This window comes from Paraburkholderia sp. BGA-UO-ETr-F21 (assembly GCF_059567925.1).
In genome coordinates this window covers 157,127-174,510 of the sequence record NZ_JCAQOY010000040.1, presented here as the reverse complement: position 1 = coordinate 174,510, position 17,384 = coordinate 157,127, and the positions used below count along the sequence as shown (strand labels likewise).

The 17,384-nt window shown below is 64.4% G+C and carries 17 protein-coding genes and 1 riboswitch; of the genes, 11 read left to right on the top strand and 6 right to left on the bottom strand.

Features of this window, described 5'->3' with window-relative positions; genetic code table 11:
• Positions 1-133 precede the first annotated feature (133 nt).
• From glpK to AC57B1_RS33140, 3 genes are all read left to right on the top strand, one after another.
• The gene (glpK, locus tag AC57B1_RS33150; RefSeq protein WP_496419845.1) at positions 134-1,633 is read left to right on the top strand and encodes a glycerol kinase GlpK; all 1,500 of its coding nucleotides are present in this window, start codon (positions 134-136) and stop codon (positions 1,631-1,633) included.
• An 85-nt stretch (positions 1,634-1,718) separates the two neighbouring features.
• Positions 1,719-2,432, top strand: coding sequence for an MIP/aquaporin family protein (locus AC57B1_RS33145; RefSeq protein WP_496419844.1), 714 nt, complete (start codon positions 1,719-1,721; stop codon positions 2,430-2,432).
• A 187-nt stretch (positions 2,433-2,619) separates the two neighbouring features.
• A complete protein-coding gene (locus AC57B1_RS33140) occupies positions 2,620-3,306 on the top strand; it encodes an HAD family hydrolase (protein ID WP_408352116.1) in 687 nt (228 codons plus the stop codon).
• 165 nt (positions 3,307-3,471) lie between these two features.
• On the opposite strand, the gene ribB is transcribed toward AC57B1_RS33140, so the two are convergent.
• The 5 genes from ribB to AC57B1_RS33115 form a co-directional block, all read right to left on the bottom strand.
• On the bottom strand, positions 3,472-4,191 hold the full coding sequence (gene ribB / locus AC57B1_RS33135) for a 3,4-dihydroxy-2-butanone-4-phosphate synthase (protein WP_091799263.1): 720 nt from the start codon (positions 4,189-4,191) through the stop codon (positions 3,472-3,474).
• A complete protein-coding gene (locus AC57B1_RS33130; RefSeq protein ID WP_177205068.1) occupies positions 4,148-4,354 on the bottom strand; it encodes a hypothetical protein in 207 nt (68 codons plus the stop codon). Before AC57B1_RS33130 ends, ribB begins: the two co-directional genes overlap by 44 nt.
• A riboswitch (FMN riboswitch) is annotated at positions 4,339-4,567 on the bottom strand. (Overlaps the previous gene by 16 nt.)
• 116 nt (positions 4,568-4,683) lie before the next feature.
• Positions 4,684-5,373 (bottom strand): helix-turn-helix domain-containing protein, encoded by a 690-nt coding sequence (locus AC57B1_RS33125; RefSeq protein WP_091799260.1) that lies wholly within the window; start codon positions 5,371-5,373, stop codon positions 4,684-4,686.
• Between the two features lie 195 nt (positions 5,374-5,568).
• Positions 5,569-6,735, bottom strand: a complete 1,167-nt coding sequence (locus tag AC57B1_RS33120; protein ID WP_496419843.1) for an MFS transporter — start codon at positions 6,733-6,735, stop codon at positions 5,569-5,571.
• Between the two features lie 16 nt (positions 6,736-6,751).
• Positions 6,752-7,150 carry a VOC family protein gene (locus AC57B1_RS33115; protein ID WP_496419842.1) on the bottom strand — a complete coding sequence of 133 codons (399 nt, stop codon included), beginning with the start codon at positions 7,148-7,150 and terminating at the stop codon, positions 6,752-6,754.
• Positions 7,151-7,260: 110 nt separating this feature from the next.
• On the opposite strand from AC57B1_RS33115, the gene AC57B1_RS33110 reads away from it, so the two are divergent.
• The 7 genes from AC57B1_RS33110 (at position 7,261) to lnt (ending at position 15,138) form a co-directional block, all read left to right on the top strand.
• On the top strand, positions 7,261-8,244 hold the full coding sequence (locus AC57B1_RS33110; RefSeq protein WP_496419841.1) for a LysR family transcriptional regulator: 984 nt from the start codon (positions 7,261-7,263) through the stop codon (positions 8,242-8,244).
• 141 nt (positions 8,245-8,385) lie between these two features.
• The gene (miaB, locus tag AC57B1_RS33105) at positions 8,386-9,759 is read left to right on the top strand and encodes a tRNA (N6-isopentenyl adenosine(37)-C2)-methylthiotransferase MiaB (RefSeq protein WP_408186175.1); all 1,374 of its coding nucleotides are present in this window, start codon (positions 8,386-8,388) and stop codon (positions 9,757-9,759) included.
• Positions 9,760-9,830: 71 nt separating this feature from the next.
• Positions 9,831-10,904 (top strand): PhoH family protein, encoded by a 1,074-nt coding sequence (locus AC57B1_RS33100; RefSeq protein WP_095418276.1) that lies wholly within the window; start codon positions 9,831-9,833, stop codon positions 10,902-10,904.
• 48 nt (positions 10,905-10,952) lie between these two features.
• Positions 10,953-11,414: an rRNA maturation RNase YbeY gene (ybeY, locus tag AC57B1_RS33095; protein ID WP_091799244.1), complete on the top strand. Its 462-nt coding sequence runs from the start codon at positions 10,953-10,955 to the stop codon at positions 11,412-11,414.
• 50 nt (positions 11,415-11,464) lie between these two features.
• Positions 11,465-12,214: a gamma-glutamylcyclotransferase gene (locus AC57B1_RS33090; protein WP_408352126.1), complete on the top strand. Its 750-nt coding sequence runs from the start codon at positions 11,465-11,467 to the stop codon at positions 12,212-12,214.
• A 202-nt stretch (positions 12,215-12,416) separates the two neighbouring features.
• Positions 12,417-13,310, top strand: coding sequence for a CorC family transporter (locus AC57B1_RS33085; RefSeq protein WP_408186172.1), 894 nt, complete (start codon positions 12,417-12,419; stop codon positions 13,308-13,310).
• 118 nt (positions 13,311-13,428) lie between these two features.
• On the top strand, positions 13,429-15,138 hold the full coding sequence (lnt, locus tag AC57B1_RS33080) for an apolipoprotein N-acyltransferase (RefSeq protein ID WP_496419840.1): 1,710 nt from the start codon (positions 13,429-13,431) through the stop codon (positions 15,136-15,138).
• A 9-nt stretch (positions 15,139-15,147) separates the two neighbouring features.
• On the opposite strand, the gene AC57B1_RS33075 is transcribed toward lnt, so the two are convergent.
• Positions 15,148-15,762 carry a glutathione S-transferase family protein gene (locus AC57B1_RS33075; protein ID WP_177205067.1) on the bottom strand — a complete coding sequence of 205 codons (615 nt, stop codon included), beginning with the start codon at positions 15,760-15,762 and terminating at the stop codon, positions 15,148-15,150.
• 203 nt (positions 15,763-15,965) lie between these two features.
• Here AC57B1_RS33075 and AC57B1_RS33070 point away from each other — a divergent pair, with 203 nt between their 5' ends.
• Positions 15,966-17,372, top strand: coding sequence for an aminopeptidase P N-terminal domain-containing protein (locus tag AC57B1_RS33070; RefSeq protein ID WP_496419839.1), 1,407 nt, complete (start codon positions 15,966-15,968; stop codon positions 17,370-17,372).
• The last annotated feature ends 12 nt before the right edge of the window (positions 17,373-17,384 follow it).

The window sequence follows — 17,384 nt, the reverse complement described above, 5'->3', positions numbered from 1 at the left end:
CGGATCGCTTCACCTCTCGGCTGGACCAGGCTGGGCCGCATCGTCACACGTGTTGCAGCCCGCTTAAAACAACAAGCCGTTCCCGTCGCCGGCTACCCGTCCGGCGATTCATAAAACGCATGGAGAAGAGACAATGCAGGATCAGTACATCCTCGCGCTTGACCAAGGCACCACCAGCTCGCGCGCGATGCTGTTCGACCGGCTCGGCAATATCGTGTCGACCGCTCAAAAGGAATTCCAGCAAATCTACCCGCGTCCGGGCTGGGTCGAGCACGATCCGCAGGAAATCTGGTCGACTCAGGCGGGCGTCGCCGCTGAAGCCGTGACGCGCGCCGGCATGAACGGCACCTCGATCGCCGCGATCGGCATCACCAATCAGCGCGAGACCACCATCGTGTGGGATCGCGAAACCGGCCATCCGATCTATAACGCGATCGTTTGGCAGGACCGCCGCACTGCCGACTTCTGCGACCAGTTGAAGGAGCAGGGTCTCGAAGAAAAAGTCCGCGCGAAAACCGGCTTGCCGATCGACTCGTATTTCTCGGCGACCAAGATCCGCTGGATTCTCGACAACGTAGAAGGCGCGCGCGAAAAGGCCAAACAGGGGCGCCTTGCATTCGGCACCGTCGATAGCTGGCTCGTGTGGAATTTCACCAAGGGCGGCCTGCACGTCACCGACGTCACCAACGCGTCGCGCACCATGCTGTTCAACATCCACTCGCTGAAATGGGACGACGAGCTGCTCGAAGCGCTCGACATTCCGCGCAGCATGCTGCCGGAAGTGCGGGCTTCGTCGGAAGTGTATGGGCCGACCAAGACCACCGTGTTCGCTTCCAAGATTCCGCTCGCGGGCATCGCCGGCGACCAGCACGCTGCCCTCTTCGGCCAGATGTGCACCGAGTCGGGCATGGTGAAGAACACCTACGGCACCGGTTGCTTCCTCGTGATGAATACCGGCGACAAGCCGATCGAATCGAAGAACAATCTCGTCACCACGATCGCCTGGCAGATCGGCGATCAGATCAATTACGCGCTGGAAGGCAGCATCTTCATTGGCGGCGCCGTGGTGCAATGGCTGCGCGATGGCCTTGGCATCATCAAGAACGCCGCTGAAATCGAAACGCTGGCACGCAGCGTGCCGCATTGCGACGGTGTGTATCTGGTGCCCGCCTTCGCCGGTCTCGGCGCGCCGCACTGGAACGCACGCGCTCGCGGCACGCTGTTCGGCGTGACGCGCGGCACGTCGTCGGCGCATATCGCACGCGCCGCGCTCGACTCGATCGCCTATCAATCGCTCGACGTGTTGAAGGCAATGGAAGCCGACTCCGGCATTCGCATCGGCGAATTGCGAGTGGACGGCGGCGCCTGCGCGAACAATCTGCTGATGCAATTCCAGGCGGACATTCTCGGCGTCGACGCCGTGCGCCCCAAGGTATCGGAAACGACCGCATTGGGCGCGGCTTATCTGGCCGGTCTTGCGGTCGGCTACTGGAAGGATGTCGACGAACTGCAAAGCCAATGGAAGCTCGACCGCCGCTTCACCCCCGCGCTGCCGCATGCCGACGTGAAGGAATGCCTCGACGGCTGGATGCGCGCGATCCGCGCCGCAAAGGCCTGGGCCGACACGCCCTGACAAGGTTTTCTAACACTCGCCTCTCGACATAAAGAAGCCGCTTATCCCGCGGCTTCCCTGACAACTATATTTCGGATACCCAACGATGCATCCTTACATTGCAGAATTCATCGGCACGGCGCTCGTGGTGCTGCTCGGCGACGGCGCCGTCGCCAACGTGCTGCTCGCGCGGACCAAAGGCAAAGGCGCGGCCCTGATCGTGATCGTGATGGGCTGGGCGATGGCCGTGTTCATCGCCGTCTATGTCACCGCTTCGTTCAGCGGCGCGCACCTGAATCCTGTCGTGACCGTCAGCCTCGCGCTGGCCGGCAAGTTCGCGTGGGCCAAAGTGCCGGGCTATGTGGCCGCGCAGATGCTCGGCGGCATGGCCGGCGCGCTGCTCGTGTGGGTCGCGTATCGCCAGCACTTCGCGAAAGAAGGCGATGCCGACGTGAAGCTCGGCGTGTTCTGCACCGCGCCGGCGATTCGCAGCGTGCCGCATAACCTGCTCACCGAAATGATCGCCACGTTCGTGCTGATTCTCGGCGTGCTGTATCTGGCGTCGCCTCAAGTCGGCCTCGGCGCGCTCGACGCGCTGCCGGTCGGCCTGCTGGTCCTCGGCATCGGCATCTCGCTCGGCGGCCCGACCGGCTACGCAATGAGCCCCGCGCGCGACCTGTCGCCGCGTCTGATGCATGCGCTGCTGCCGATTCCGGGCAAGCGCGACAGCGACTGGCACTATGCGTGGATTCCGGTGTGCGGTCCGTTGCTGGGCGGCGCGGCGGCTGCGTGCCTGTATCTGTATCTGCACGCGCATTGATCTGACGGCGTAGTCAAGAACCGCAGCGGCAAGAGCCGCCTCGAACGCCCACCCAGGACGTTCCGAAGCCGTGACGGAGAACGGCGGCGCCGCGCAGGCGCCGCCAAAGCACGTATCATGACGCTTTCACTCTCCGCGCATAAGCTTGCAATTGCCTGCCCATGCGCTTCGCTTTCCGTTTTCAGCCATGATCGACCACCTCATTTGCGACTGCGACGGCGTGCTCGTCGACAGCGAAATCATCGCTGACCGCGTCATGTTCGAAACGCTGACCGCCACGTTTCCCGGCCTCGATTTCGAACCCATCGTCAAAACGGCTTTTGGCCAGCAAACGTCGCGTTTTCTCGAAGGCATCGAGAAGTCGTTCGACATCACGCTCCCCGCGAATTTTTTCGACACCATCGAACACAACGTCGAGATTGCGCTTGCAGCCTCGCTCAGCCCGATCAACGGCGTGCGCGATGCCTTGCAACGTGTCACGTTGCCGGCCGCCGTCGTCTCGAACAGCCGCATGGCGCGCGTGAACGCGTCGGTACGGCGCGCGGGTTTGCAGCAGATTTTCGGCGAGCGTATTTTTAGCGCGGAACAGGTGGCCCGGCCGAAGCCTTATCCCGATGTCTATCTGTTCGCCGCTCAGACGCTGGGTGTGGAGCCGTCACGCTGTGTGGTGGTGGAGGATAGCGTGGCGGGTTTGAATGCCGCGCGTGCGGCGGGTATGAAAACGATCGCCTTCGTCGGCGCGAGCCATATTCCCGATGGCTACGCGGACGCGCTTCGCAAGATGGGTATGACTCGCATCATGCAGCATATGGACGAATTGCCCTCGCTGGTCGAAGCCGGCGTACGCGGCGAGTTCGGCGACGTGCAGTCGTAGTTTGTTCGCGTCAATCGGGTATGCCGGCTGTCGAGCCGGCATACGCGGCGACGTACGAACGTAGGCATTTGCGGCAACTGGAAAGCCGGCTGGAAGAGCCGGCTTTTTTGCGTCCGAACTGGAGCGAGTGCGCGCCTCACCTCACGCGCGCGCACCCTTCCCGCACTAAGCCTCGTCAGCCACGCATTCGCGCGCTTGCGCCAACGCCTGACGAAACTCCACCAGTTCGGCAATGGTCAGCATCGGCAGATTGTGTTGCGCGGCGAAGCGCTCCACGTCCGCGCCGCGCGTCATCGTGCCGTCCGGGTTCATCAGTTCGCACAGCACACCGGCCGGCTTGAGACCCGCGAGAATAGCCAGGTCCACCGTGCCTTCGGTATGGCCGCGACGGGCGAGCACGCCGCCGGGTTGCGCACGCAACGGGAACACATGGCCCGGGCGCACGATATCGGCGGGCTTGGCCGTATCGGCGATCGCGGCGCGAATCGTCGTCACGCGATCGAGTGCGGATACGCCGGTGGTCACGCCGTCGCGCGCTTCGATCGAGACGGTGAACGCGGTGCCGTGACGGCTTTCGTTGTTGACAGCCATTGGCGGCAATTCAAGCGCGCGGATCTTCTCGTCCGGCAGGCACAGGCACACGATGCCGCTACACTCGCGAATCAACAACGCCATGGTTTCGACGGACAGACGCTCGGCGGAGACGATCAGATCGGCTTCGTTCTCGCGGTCGTGGTCGTCTTGCAGCACGACGGCGCGGCCATCGCGCATGGCTTGCAAGGCGGCGGCAATACGTGGCGGAACGGGCTCGGTGTCGAGCAAGGGGAGATCGAGGAATGCGCTATCCGCAATCGTCGACGGAGCAGGAAAAGTAGCAAAAGACATAGTTGAAACGCTCATCGCAAAAGTTGGGCGAAAAACGTTTCAGGGCATTGCAAACAGACAAAGACGCGCCGCTGAACGCCGCTTCAGGCGGCGTTCGCGCACCGCCCGGACCTGCAAGCGGCGCCACGGAAACGAACATGACTATCTGCACATCTTCTTCCATCCGGACTCTAACCGTCGGCTCTGGCTTCTCACCAGATCTGCTGACCCCATGTCGACCAGCGTGATCGCTTTGGCGATTACGCTGGTCCCATGCAACGCAGTTGCACAGGTCCAAACACACTGACGACGCGGGCGCTCGCGGGCTCACCGGCTCACGCTTTCGCGCTGCCGGCATACCGCCGGTGGGGAATTTCACCCCGCCCTGAAGACGCACTGATTACCGGATCGACCGGCTGGCAAAGCATACAACAGCCGCGCCGCCCATGCAGCGCAACCCTACTGATCAGACGGAAATCCCCAATTCCTGGCTCACCCGTCTGCGAAACGTGATCAAACCGGCGCGGCCTCGCGCGCGGTCTCGCCGTGCGCGGGCACGTCCCAGCGCGGCGGCGTCTCCGCCTTCAGCGTCACGCGAAACGCGCGCGCTTCCGTGTCTCCGGGATTGCGCAGGCTGTGCGGCTGGTCGGCGTCGAACACGATCGCGTCGCCGGTGGCCAGCAACTGGCGCTGATCGTGCACGCTGACTTCCAGCGTGCCTTCGCTCACCACCAGATTCACCGTCGTGCCCGGCGCGCGGCGCGTGCCGGCCTCGGTGTGCAACGGCGCGATACGCAGTTCGTGAAACTCGGCGGCGGTCGGCTCGGCGTCGGGATAAAGCGGCCGGGCCGAATAGCGCCCGTTCGAGCTGACGACGCGCGACGAGCGCTCCGCCGGCAAATGCTCAAAGCCGTTAGTCGCATGACGGCGCAAGAAAGCCGCGACCGACACCTTCAACGCAGCCGCCACCTTGCACAGCACCTTGATGGACGGCACGCTGCGCGCCGACTCGATTTGCGCGAGCATCGCGCGCGACACGCCGGACGCGCGGGCCAAAGCGTCGAGCGACAGTTGCCGTTCGGCGCGCAAGCGGGCGAGATTCACGCCGACCAGATGTTCCAGTGCATCGAAGGGTTCTGCGGCACGCGGCGACGCATCGGTGTCAGCCGTGGGATCGCGAACCAGCGCAAGCGGGGAATGCATGATTGCCTCCAGAAGCGCCGCCGGACGGCGGGCAAGCGGTTAGTGCAAGCACGATAGCATCGCGTCCCGCCGCGCCCAACGAAGTTATCTTCACACTGTTATCAGCATTGCGGAGGACGTTTTCCGCAATGCTTGTGCGAATTTTTCATAAGGGCGCGCACGTGCGCCGACTCGCCGGCTGACACACCCACACCTTCACGCGCGCTGCACCGCGCTCGAGGCCGGTGCGTCCATGCGCGCCGCGAACCACGTGAGCAGCAGCGCCGCCACGCTGACCGCCGCCGCGACCCACGGCAGGGTATCGAGCGAATGGCCATGGTTGATCACGAGCCCGCCGAGCCACGCGCCGCCCGCATTGCCGACGTTGAACGCACCGATGTTCAGCGTCGAAGCCAGATTCGGCGCCGCAGCGGCCTTCTCGACCACGCGCATCTGCAAAGGCGGCACCGTTGCGAAGGCGGCAATACCCCACACGAAAATCGTGATCGCCGCGGCCACTTGCGAATGACTGGTGCGCGCGAAAATCGCCATGACCACCGCCAGCGCGACCAGAATGCCCATCAGTGAGGGCATCAGCGCGCGATCCGCCAGCTTGCCGCCCACCGTGTTGCCGATTGTCAGGCCCACGCCGAACAGCACCAGGATCAGCGTGACGCCGCGTGGCGAGAAGCCGCTCACCTGTTCGAGAATCGGCGCGATATAGGTGAACACGACGAACACACCGCCGAAGCCGAGCACCGTCATTGCGAGCGCGGTCCAGACTTGCGGGTCCTTCAGCACACGCACTTCATGACGGAGACCGATCGGGCCGGCGTCGTGACGATTCGGCAACAGCGCCGTGATGCCCGCGAGCGACAGCACGCCGAATGCGCTGACGATCCAGAACGCCGCGCGCCAGCCGAACTCCTGCCCGATGAACGTGCCGAACGGCACGCCGAGCACGTTCGCGAGCGTCAGGCCGGTGAACATCAGTGCAATCGCGCTCGCGCGCTTTTCCGCCGGCACGAGCGACGCCGCCACCACCGCGCCGATGCCGAAGAACGAACCGTGCGCGAACGAAGTGACCACCCGCGCGACCATCAGCACGGAATAGCTGGACGCGATCGCGCACAGCGTATTGCCGACGATGAACACGCCCATGAGCAACTGCAACGCCAGCTTGCGCGGCATCTTGCTGGTCACCACCGCGAGCAGCGGCGCGCCGACGGCGACGCCGAGCGCGTAGCCGCTCACCAGCAAGCCCGCTGATGGAATCGACACGGCCAGATCGTGCGCGACCTCGGGCAGCAAGCCCATGATGACGAATTCGGTCGTGCCGATCGCGAATGCGCTGATCGCCAGCGCCAGTAATGGAATGGGCATTTTTCTACTCCAGCAATTAAGGTTGAGCGTGATGCAGCGCCGTCACGAATTCGACGACGACGCCCGGCGCGAGCGCCACGAAGAGTTGCGCCTGAGCTTCCTGCGGGCCCATCTGCGGCACATGCGCCGTTTGATAGTCCACGCCGTGCGCACGCAGGCGGCCGAGTAGCGCCTGCCATTCGGCGGCGCTCTCCATGCGGAACGCGATGTGATCGATACGCGGCGCCATCCTGCCGGCAGCGGCAGGCACCGTCGCGTCGATCAGATGAATCAGCGGGCTGCCGTTCGCATACAGCCAGTAGCCGCCGACTGAAAACGGCGGACGCGCACCCTCGGTCAGCCCGGCGACATCGACGAAGAGATGTCGGGCGGAATCGAGGTCGGCGGTGACGATCGTCGCGTGATCGAGGTGCATGGTTCGGGCGGCATCAGGGATTTCGATGCTGGGATTGTCGAGGACACGCGTCGATTTGATAATTGGCGTAGCATTTGAAGCATTTTCAAATCTGATTTGAAAGAACTGCCATGGACAACCTCGGTGACATTCGCCTGTTCGTTGAAGCGGCGCAGCAAGGCAGCCTGTCGGCGGCGGGCCGCAAGATGGGCCTGACGCCAGCCGCCGCCAGCGCGCGCCTCGCCAAGCTCGAAGCCGGCCTCAAAGCGCGCCTGTTCGAACGCACCACCCGTCAACTCCGACTCACCGACGAAGGCCGCTTGTACCTGAATTGCTGCCGTCAGGCGCTGCAATCGCTCGACGACGCCGAAGCCGCCCTGCAAGCCGGCCAGGGCGTGGTGCGCGGCAAGGTGCGGGTGTCGGCCACCTCGGACTTCGGCCGCAATCTGCTGATGCACTGGCTCGACGAGTTCAACGCGCTCTATCCGGAAGTGACCTTCGCGCTAACGCTCTCGGACTCGCTGTCGAATCTGGTGCAGGAGGATATCGATCTGGCGATCCGCTTCGGCGTGCCGCAGGACAGCTCGCTGGTCGCCCGCAAACTGGCGCCGAACCGCCGCGTGCTGTGCGCGTCGCCGGACTACATCGCACGCAAGGGCGAACCGAAGGATCCGCACGATCTGGCGAATTTCGACTGCATCGTGCTCGGCACCGCATCCGGGCCGGTGAACGAATGGCGCTTCACACGCGGCGACGAGGTGCAGCACTACACCGTGCCGTTCGAAACCGCCCGTGAGACCAACGACGGCGCGGTGGCCCGCGAATGGGCGCTGCGCGGTTACGGCATCGTGATCAAGTCGATGTGGGACGTGGAAGCCGACCTGCGCGCCGACGGCCTGAAAATCCTGCTGCCGGAATGGCATTATCCGGATGCGCCACTGCACGCGCTCTACCATCGCAACCGCTTCATGGCGCCGCGTGTGCGCGTGCTGCTCGACTTCCTGAGTGAACGCTTCGCGCGGGTGTCGGATGAACTGGAAGGGTTGCTGGGCTTGCCGCCTGAGCCGGCGGGCCGCAAGGCGGCCACGGAAACCGCATCGCGCGAAGGGCTATAATATTGAGCTACGCTGCAAACGTGCCCCGAAACCCGCCCGCCAGTGGCCGAAAGCGCCGCCACTCGGCCCGCGCGCACGTTTCGCCCCTCTTCACCTTTTAAACGACGCCCCCAGGTTAACCACTGCGACCGGCGAAATTCGATGACCAAGAAAGTTTATGTAAAGACCTTTGGCTGCCAGATGAACGAGTACGACTCCGACAAAATGGTCGACGTACTCGGCGCGGCTGAAGGACTCGTCAAGACCGACACGCCGGAAGACGCGGACGTCATTCTGTTCAACACGTGCTCGGTGCGCGAAAAGGCCCAGGAAAAAGTTTTCTCCGACCTCGGCCGCGTGCGCGAGCTGAAAGAAGCGAATCCGAATCTGATTATCGGCGTGGGCGGCTGCGTGGCGAGCCAGGAAGGCGCGTCGATCGTTGCGCGCGCACCGTATGTCGATCTGGTGTTCGGCCCGCAAACGCTGCACCGTCTGCCGCAAATGATCGACAAGCGCCGCGAAAGCGGCCGCGCACAAGTGGACATCACGTTCCCGGAAATCGAAAAGTTCGATCACCTGCCGCCGGCTCGTGTGGACGGCCCGAGTGCATTCGTGTCGATCATGGAAGGCTGCAGCAAGTACTGCAGCTATTGCGTCGTGCCGTACACGCGCGGCGAAGAAGTGTCGCGCCCGTTGGACGACGTGCTGACCGAAATCGCCGGCCTCGCCGATCAGGGCGTGCGCGAAGTCACGCTGCTCGGCCAGAACGTGAACGCCTACCGCGCCGGTCTCACGCTCGGTTCGTCGGAAATCGCCGACTTCGCCACGTTGATCGAATACGTCGCGGATATTCCGGGCATCGAACGGATTCGCTACACCACGTCGCATCCGAAAGAATTCACGCAGCGCCTGATCGACACCTACGCGAAGGTGCCGAAGCTCGTCAGCCACCTGCATCTGCCGGTGCAGCACGGCTCGGACCGCATTCTGATGGCCATGAAGCGCGGCTACACGGTGCTCGAATACAAGTCGGTGATCCGCAAGCTGCGCGCGATCCGCCCCGACCTGTCGCTCTCCACGGACATGATCGTCGGCTTCCCCGGTGAGACGGAAGAAGACTTCGACAAGATGATGGCGCTCGTGCACGAGATGAAGTACGACACCAGCTTCTCGTTCATCTACAGCCCGCGCCCCGGCACGCCGGCCGCGAATCTGCACGACGACACGCCGCGTGAGGTGAAGCTCAAGCGTCTGCAGCATTTGCAGGCCACCATCGAGGAAAACGTGCAGCGCATTAGCGATTCGATGGTCGGCAAGATCGAGCGCATTCTGGTCGAGCGCCCGGCGCGCAAGGACCCGAATGAACTCGCGGGCCGCACCGAAAACAACCGCGTAGTGAATTTCCCGGCGCCGGTCGCGTCGCACTCGCGGCTGATCGGCCAGATGGTGGACGTGAAAATCGTCAAAGCGTACCCACATTCGCTACGTGGCGAGCTCGTGCTGGTGCATGACGACGCACCGGCCACGACCCACTGAGCGACGCCAACCCGCGACGCAAATCCGCGAAGTAACCCGCGTATCGAAACCGACAGGATCGAACCACCGCCTTGAAGACCACTCAGCAGCATCTGGAATTCACCGCACCGCGTGAAGACAACGCGCGGCTCGCCAACCTCTGCGGCCCGCTCGACGAAAATCTGCGCCAGATCGAGCAGGCGCTCGACGTGACGCTGCAACGCCGCGGCCACCGCATTACGATTCGTGGACGCGGCGCGAAACTCGCGCTCACCGCACTCGAAAAGTTTTACGACAACTCACAGAAGCCGCTGTCGGTCGACGACATCCAGCTCGCGCTCGTTGAAGTGCGTCAACCGGCACGGCATCGCGCGAACGGCAACGGACACGGCACGGAAGCGATCGACCCGCGTTTCCCGGGCAATCCGGATCATCCGTTCGACCAGCCCGCCGACGCCGTGGACGACGACGTCGAAGAACTCGGCCCGAAGCTGTACACGCGGCGCGCGGATCTGCGCGGCCGCACGCCGGCGCAGCGCGAGTATCTGAAGCAGATCATCTCGCACGACGTGACCTTCGGCATCGGCCCGGCCGGCACCGGCAAGACCTATCTGGCGGTGGCCTGCGCGGTGGACGCGCTGGAGCGCGATCAGGTCAAACGCATCGTGCTGACGCGTCCGGCTGTGGAAGCGGGCGAGCGCCTCGGCTTCCTGCCGGGCGATCTGGCGCAAAAGGTCGATCCGTATCTGCGTCCTTTGTACGACGCGCTGTACGATCTGCTCGGCTTCGACAAGACCGCCAAGATGTTCGAGCGGCAGATGATCGAAATCGCGCCGCTCGCGTACATGCGCGGCCGCACGCTGAACCACGCGTTCATCATTCTCGACGAGGCGCAGAACACCACGCCCGAACAGATGAAAATGTTCCTCACGCGGATCGGCTTCGGTTCGAAGGCGGTCGTGACCGGCGACACGACCCAGGTCGACTTGCCGCGCGGCCACAAGAGCGGTCTGATCGAAGCACAGCAGGTGCTCGCCGACGTACGCGGCATCGCGCTCACACGCTTTACGAGTGCGGACGTGGTGCGGCATCCGCTGGTCGCGCGAATTGTGGAGGCGTACGATGCGCATTCGCAGAAAACCGCCAGTCCGGCGGATTCGCGCTAATCGCCCGCAACCGCAACGAACGCAAAAAACGCAACACGACGAAAACGCATGAGCCGCGCCCCGAAACTGACGTTGAACCTGCAATTCCCCGCTGCCAAGGCCTGGCCGGAACACAAGGCGCTGCTGCCGCGCGCCACCGTGGCCGGCTGGATCAAGGCAGCGCTCTTTGCGGACGGTGAACTGACCGTGCGTTTCGTCGACGCCGAAGAAGGCCGCACGCTGAACCGCACCTATCGCGGCAAGGATTATTCGACCAACGTGCTGACCTTCGCCTACGCCGAGTCGGAAGACGATCCGGTGACGGGCGACCTGATCCTGTGCTGCCCGGTGGTCGAGAAGGAAGCCGCCGAGCAGGGCAAGCCGCTCGTCGCGCACTACGCGCATCTGCTCGTGCACGGCACGCTTCACGCCCAGGGCTACGACCACGAAGTTGAGGAAGAAGCCGAGGAAATGGAAGCGATCGAAACGGAAATCCTCGGCAAGCTCGGGTTTCCCGATCCGTACCAGTAGGCGCAGCTCAATAACGCGCCGCCAACGCCCAACCCGCACAAAAGCCCATCGTGAGCACCTCGTCCCCTGAAGCCGACACCCGAACGCCCTGCCCGGACTATCCACCGGTGCTCGGCGAATCGCGGCTGCTGACAGACGAGGAACTGCGCGCATCGCTCGATTGCACGCTGCGCGACTGGGACCGCAAGAGCGATCTATGGCTGTTCGGCTATGGGTCGCTGATCTGGAATCCCGGCCTGCCCACCGTCGAAGCAACCCGATCGCGAGTTCACGGCTACCATCGCGGACTCTATCTCTGGTCGCGCGTGAATCGCGGCACGCCCGAACAGCCGGGCCTCGTGCTCGCGCTCGATCGCGGCGGCTCGTGCACCGGCATCGCGTTCCGGCTCGCGGCCGAAGGCTCGGCGCCGCATCTCGAGGCGCTCTGGCGCCGCGAAATGGCAATGGGCTCGTATCGGCCGGCGTGGCTGCCATGCGTGCTCGCCGACGGCCGGCGCGTCGACGCGCTGGCGTTCGTGATGCGCCGTGACGTGCCGAGCTACACGGGCAAGCTGCACGACGACATCGTCAAAACCGTGTTCGGTTGCGCCAGCGGTCGCTACGGCACTACGCTCGATTACGTTAGCCGCACCGTGCATGCGCTGCGTGAAAGCGGCATGCCTGACCGCGCGCTCGAAGCGCTGCTCGAACGATGCCGCGAGGAAAGCCGCGAGGCGGACCTGAAGGCGGGCCGGAAAGTGGGCGCGAAGGCGGACGCCAAAGCTAACGTCAAAGCGGACCTCAAGACCGACCAGGAATAATCGTCACGAACGGCGCTTTTTTTCCTGGAAACGCTTTTCCGCGCGTAATCAGTTAGGATTGACCCACGCCCGCCCTTCACGGCGAAGCCGCTTCACCCCAGCTTCACTCATCGCCCAGCCCGGCGGGACACGGTCCTGCCATGTGCCTGGTGTATCCTTAATGCTCTGCAACAGCGCGCCCAGTCTTGCCGGGCGCACTACCATGAACGACACGTATCCCAGTCGACGCCATACCGACAAACCGCAGGAAAAGCGCTCACTCCTCGAGCGTCTGACCGACTTCATCTCGCCTGAGCCCGACTCGCGCGCCGAACTCCTGGAAATTCTGCAGGACGCGCACGAACGCAACCTGATCGACGCCGACTCGCTGTCGATGATCGAAGGCGTATTCCAGGTCTCCGAACTCAGCGCGCGCGACATCATGGTGCCGCGTGCGCAAATGGACGCGATCAACATCGCGGACAATCCCGCCGAATTTATCCCGTACGTGCTGGAAAAAGCGCACTCGCGCTATCCGGTCTACGAAGGCAATCGCGACAACATCATCGGCGTGCTGCTCGCCAAAGACCTGCTGCGCTACTACGCCGAAGAAGAGTTCGACGTGCGCGGCATGCTGCGCCCGGCCGTGTTCATCCCCGAGTCGAAGCGTCTGAATGTGCTGCTGCACGACTTCCGCGTGAATCGCAATCACCTCGCGGTGGTGGTCGACGAATACGGTGGCGTGGCCGGCCTGATCACGATCGAAGACGTGCTGGAACAGATCGTCGGCGATATTGAAGACGAATACGATTTCGACGAGGAAAGCGGCAACATCATCGCCTCGCCGGACGGACGTTTCCGCGTGCGCGCGCTGACCGAAATCGAACAGTTCAACGAAGCCTTCGGCACCCATTATTCAGACGACGAAGTCGATACGATCGGCGGACTGGTCACGCATCACTTCGGACGGGTGCCGCATCGGGGCGAAAAAGTCCGCCTCGACGATCTGATCTTCGAGATTCTGCGCGGCGACGCCCGCCAGATTCACATGCTGCTGGTGCGCCGCGATCCGCTCGCCGGCCAGCGCGAGCGCGAAGCGCAGCACGTGCAAACCTGATCCGGTTGCGGCCGGTTTTCTCGCCGCTTCTTCAGGTCGCTTTTCGGCTTGCTGCTCGACCCGCTTTTCAACCCGCTTTTCAACCCGCTTCTCAACCCTTCACGCCGACCGCGCAACAATGGCCGACCCGATGACTTCCCGTTCGCGCCGCGGCGTGAACGCTTCTGCCGCCGAGCAAGTTCGCGGCCGCACGCTGCCTCGCTGGCACTACCTCGTCGCGCTGGCCGCCGGCGCGGCCAACACGCTTTCGTTCGCGCCGACGCCGCACGGCGGCTGGCTCGAACTCGCGATCTTCGCGTTCTTCTTCGCCTGGCTCACGCGCACCACCGGCTGGAAAAGTGCCGCTCTGACGGGCGGCGCATTCGGCTTCGGCAATTTCGTGACCGGCGTATGGTGGCTCTACGTCAGCATGCATTTTTACGGCGGCATGGCGGCGCCGCTCGCCGGCGCGGCCGTGGTGCTGTTCTCGCTCTATCTGGCGATTTATCCGGCGCTGGCGGCCGGTGTCTGGTCGTTCTGCGCCGGTCACGCGCGCAATGGCGCAGCCGCGGACGACACACCGTTCTCGCCCACATGGCACGGGGCGCTGGCGTTCGCGAGCGCATGGGCGATCGGCGAATGGCTGCGCGGCACGGTGTTCACGGGCTTTCCGTGGCTTGCCAGCGGTTACGCTCAAGTGGACGGCCCGTTCGCCGGTTTCGCACCGGTGGCGGGCGTATACGGCGTCGGCTGGATGCTAGCGCTGGTGGCTGCGCTGATCGTGCAGGCGCTGCTGCCGCTACTACGCTCGCGCAAGCCGCGCGGCAACGCCGACGGCGACGCCGGCCGCAACGGCGCGAACCCGGGTGTGTCGCGCGTCGCCGCGCCTGGCGCGATCGCGCTGGCGCTGATCGCGGCCGGACTGCTGCTGCCGCTCGTGCAATGGACCGTGCCGGCCAACGCCCCGCTGACCGTGCGCCTGCTGCAAGGCAACGTCAAACAGGAAATGAAGTTCGAGGAATCCGGCATGCGCGCCGCGATCGACCAGTATCAGCAGATGATCACCTCGAAGCCGGCCGATCTGATCGTCACGCCGGAAACCGCTATTCCGGTACTCGCGCAACAATTGCCGGCGCCCTTCGCGTCGGCGGTGCGCAACTTCTCGGACACGACGGGCAGCACAATCCTGTTCGGCGCGATCGGCGGCACGATCACGCCGGAGGGCCAGGTGATCGACTATACGAATAGCCTGTTCGGCGTCACGCCCGGCACGCGCGACGTCTATCGCTACGACAAACACCACCTCGTGCCGTTCGGCGAATTCGTGCCGTGGGGCTTCCGCTGGTTCGTCAACCTGATGAGCATCCCGCTCGGCGATTTCTTCCGTGGCGCGCCGGTGCAGAAGCCGTTCATGGTCCACAACCAGCCGGTCGCGGTGGACATCTGCTACGAGGATATTTTCGGCGAAGAGATTGCGCGGACCATTCGCGAAAGCGACACGCCCGCCGGGGTGTTGGTGAATTCGACCAATCTGGCCTGGTTTGGCGACACGATCGCGCTCGACCAGCATCTGCAGATCGCGCGCATGCGTTCGCTGGAAACCGGCCGCCCGATGCTGCGCGCGACCAACACCGGCATGACCGCCGCAATCGATGCCAACGGCAAGGTGCTCGGGCGCCTGACGCCCTACACGGTCGGCTCGCTCGACCTCACGGTGCAAGGCACTTCCGGCAGCACGCCGTATGTCACGAGCGGCAACAACACCGTGCTGGCGGTTTCACTGTTTCTGCTGGCGTTCGGCTTTGCGTTCGGGCCGGGTATCAGGCGTCGCAAGAACGGCAAGCAGTAAGACGCCGGCCTAGTTGACGGGCACCGTATCGATGAACGACTGGCGCAGCGAGAGCTTCTGGAAGTGTTTGTCCAGATTCGGGTACGGCTCGCGCCAGTTCAATTCGGGCATGCGGAAATCCAGATAGCCCAATGCGCAGCCCACCGCGATGTCGGCGAGCGTGTAGTGATTGCCTGCGCACCAGGTCTTGCTGCCTAATCCCTGCGCCATTGCGATCAGGGCTTCGTCGATCTTGCGCTGCTGGCGGGCGACCCACGCTTCCACGCGCTGCTCCGGCGCGCGCTGCGTGCCTTCGAGGCGAATCAGCACTGCTGCGTCGAGCGCGCCGTCGGCGAGCGCTTCCCAGCAACGCACCTCGACGCGCTCACGTCCCGACTGGGGAATCAGCTTGCCGACCGGCGACAGCGTATCCACGTATTCGCAGATCACCCGCGAGTCGAACACCGCTTCGCCATCTTCCATGACGAGGCACGGCACCTTGCCGAGCGGATTGAAGGTGTGAATCCGGGTGTCCGGCGCCCAGACATTCTCGGGCACCAGTTCGTAGTCGATTTTCTTGTCGGCCAGCACGATGCGCGCTTTGCGCACGAAGGGGCTGCCGAGCGAACCGATGAGTTTCATCATTACCATCTGCCTTTTCCTGAATCCGGCGAAAGTATAAGTGCTCGGCGGCTTTAGCGAGCGTTCACGCGCGTCGTGGCGACGCTTCGCGAGCCGCATGCAGCCTCGCTGTGGGCGGGTTGCAACGGCGCCGCGGACACCTTCGCCCCCGCTCGCGTCAGTATCCCGCGCAAAATAACTCCGTGCATGGGCGCTACAATCGCACGATGAACCAGCCGACCGAACCCACCATCGCCATCGACGTCTACCGCACGCGCCGTGAGCGCGTACTCGCCGCGCTTCGGGCGGCGGGCGGCGGCGTCGCCATCGTCCCCACCGCACCGGAAGCGCTGCGCAACCGTGACGCCGATTATCCCTATCGGCACGACAGCTATTTCTACTACCTGACCGGCTTCACGGAACCCGAGGCGTTGCTGGTGCTCGACGCCAGCGCCGCGCCCGGCGCGCCGGCTTCGGTGCTGTTTTGCCGCGAGAAGAATGTCGAGCGCGAGACGTGGGAAGGTTTCCGCTTCGGCCCGGACGGCGCGCGCGCGGCATTCGGTTTCGACGCGGCGTTCGCCGTCGGCGAAATCGACACGCAGCTGCCGCGTCTGCTCGCCGACAAGCCGGCGCTGCACTATGCGCTCGGCACCTCGCCGCAACTGGACGAACGGGTGCGCGGCTGGCTCGACGCGGTGCGCGCTCAGGCGCGCGGCGGTGTCGCCGCACCGGCCGCCGCCCACGATCTCGTTCCGTTGCTCGATGACATGCGGCTCATCAAGGACGACCACGAACTCGCCATCATGCGCCGCGCCGGGCAGATCTCGGCCCACGCGCATCGTCGTGCAATGGCCGCGTGCCGTCCCGGCGTGCGTGAATATGAACTCGAAGCCGAACTGCTCTACACGTTCCGCAAATTCGGCGCGCAGGCGCCGGCTTATACGTCGATCGTCGCCGCCGGCGCGAACGCCTGCGTGCTGCACTACCCGGCGGGCAGCGCCATTGCACAGGACGGCGACCTGATCCTGATCGACGCGGCCTGCGAACTCGACGGCTACGCCTCCGACATCACGCGCACCTTCCCCGCGAGCGGCCGCTTCACGCCGGCGCAGCGCGAGCTGTACGACATCGTGCTGGCCGCGCAGCAGGCCGCCATCGACGCCACCCGCGCCGGCGCCACCTTCGACGACCCGCACCAGGCCGCCGTGCGCGTACTGTCGCAGGGCTTGCTCGACATCGGCATCATCGAGCGCGCAAAGTTCGCCTCGCTAGAAGACGTGATCGCGGAGCGCGCCTACGCGCCTTTCTACATGCACCGCACCGGCCATTGGCTCGGCATGGACGTGCACGATGTCGGCGACTATCGCGAACGCGGCGCGCCGCGCGACGAAGCGGGCGCGTTGCCGTGGCGCACGCTGCAAGCATCGATGACGCTGACCATCGAGCCCGGTCTGTATATCCGGCCGACCGAAGGCGTGCCCGAGCGCTACTGGAACATTGGCATCCGCATCGAGGACGACGCCATCGTCACGCCCACCGGCTGCGAGCTGATAACGCGCGAAGTGCCGGTCGCCGCCGACGAGATCGAAGCGCTGATGCAGGAAGCCCGCGCGGCTCGCGAAACAAGCAAGTAATAGGGAAGTAAT

Excerpts from the sequence above, each read along its gene's own strand:
- glpK (WP_496419845.1), top strand. The coding sequence starts at position 134 with ATGCAGGATCAGTACATCCTCGCGCTTGACCAAGGCACCACCAGCTCG.
- AC57B1_RS33145 (WP_496419844.1), top strand. The coding sequence starts at position 1,719 with ATGCATCCTTACATTGCAGAATTCATCGGCACGGCGCTCGTGGTGCTG.
- AC57B1_RS33140 (WP_408352116.1), top strand. The coding sequence starts at position 2,620 with ATGATCGACCACCTCATTTGCGACTGCGACGGCGTGCTCGTCGACAGC.
- ribB (WP_091799263.1), bottom strand. The coding sequence starts at position 4,191 with ATGTCTTTTGCTACTTTTCCTGCTCCGTCGACGATTGCGGATAGCGCA.
- AC57B1_RS33130 (WP_177205068.1), bottom strand. The coding sequence starts at position 4,354 with ATGGAAGAAGATGTGCAGATAGTCATGTTCGTTTCCGTGGCGCCGCTT.
- AC57B1_RS33125 (WP_091799260.1), bottom strand. The coding sequence starts at position 5,373 with ATGCATTCCCCGCTTGCGCTGGTTCGCGATCCCACGGCTGACACCGAT.
- AC57B1_RS33120 (WP_496419843.1), bottom strand. The coding sequence starts at position 6,735 with ATGCCCATTCCATTACTGGCGCTGGCGATCAGCGCATTCGCGATCGGC.
- AC57B1_RS33115 (WP_496419842.1), bottom strand. The coding sequence starts at position 7,150 with ATGCACCTCGATCACGCGACGATCGTCACCGCCGACCTCGATTCCGCC.
- AC57B1_RS33110 (WP_496419841.1), top strand. The coding sequence starts at position 7,261 with ATGGACAACCTCGGTGACATTCGCCTGTTCGTTGAAGCGGCGCAGCAA.
- miaB (WP_408186175.1), top strand. The coding sequence starts at position 8,386 with ATGACCAAGAAAGTTTATGTAAAGACCTTTGGCTGCCAGATGAACGAG.
- ybeY (WP_091799244.1), top strand. The coding sequence starts at position 10,953 with ATGAGCCGCGCCCCGAAACTGACGTTGAACCTGCAATTCCCCGCTGCC.
- AC57B1_RS33085 (WP_408186172.1), top strand. The coding sequence starts at position 12,417 with ATGAACGACACGTATCCCAGTCGACGCCATACCGACAAACCGCAGGAA.
- lnt (WP_496419840.1), top strand. The coding sequence starts at position 13,429 with ATGGCCGACCCGATGACTTCCCGTTCGCGCCGCGGCGTGAACGCTTCT.
- AC57B1_RS33075 (WP_177205067.1), bottom strand. The coding sequence starts at position 15,762 with ATGATGAAACTCATCGGTTCGCTCGGCAGCCCCTTCGTGCGCAAAGCG.
- AC57B1_RS33070 (WP_496419839.1), top strand. The coding sequence starts at position 15,966 with ATGAACCAGCCGACCGAACCCACCATCGCCATCGACGTCTACCGCACG.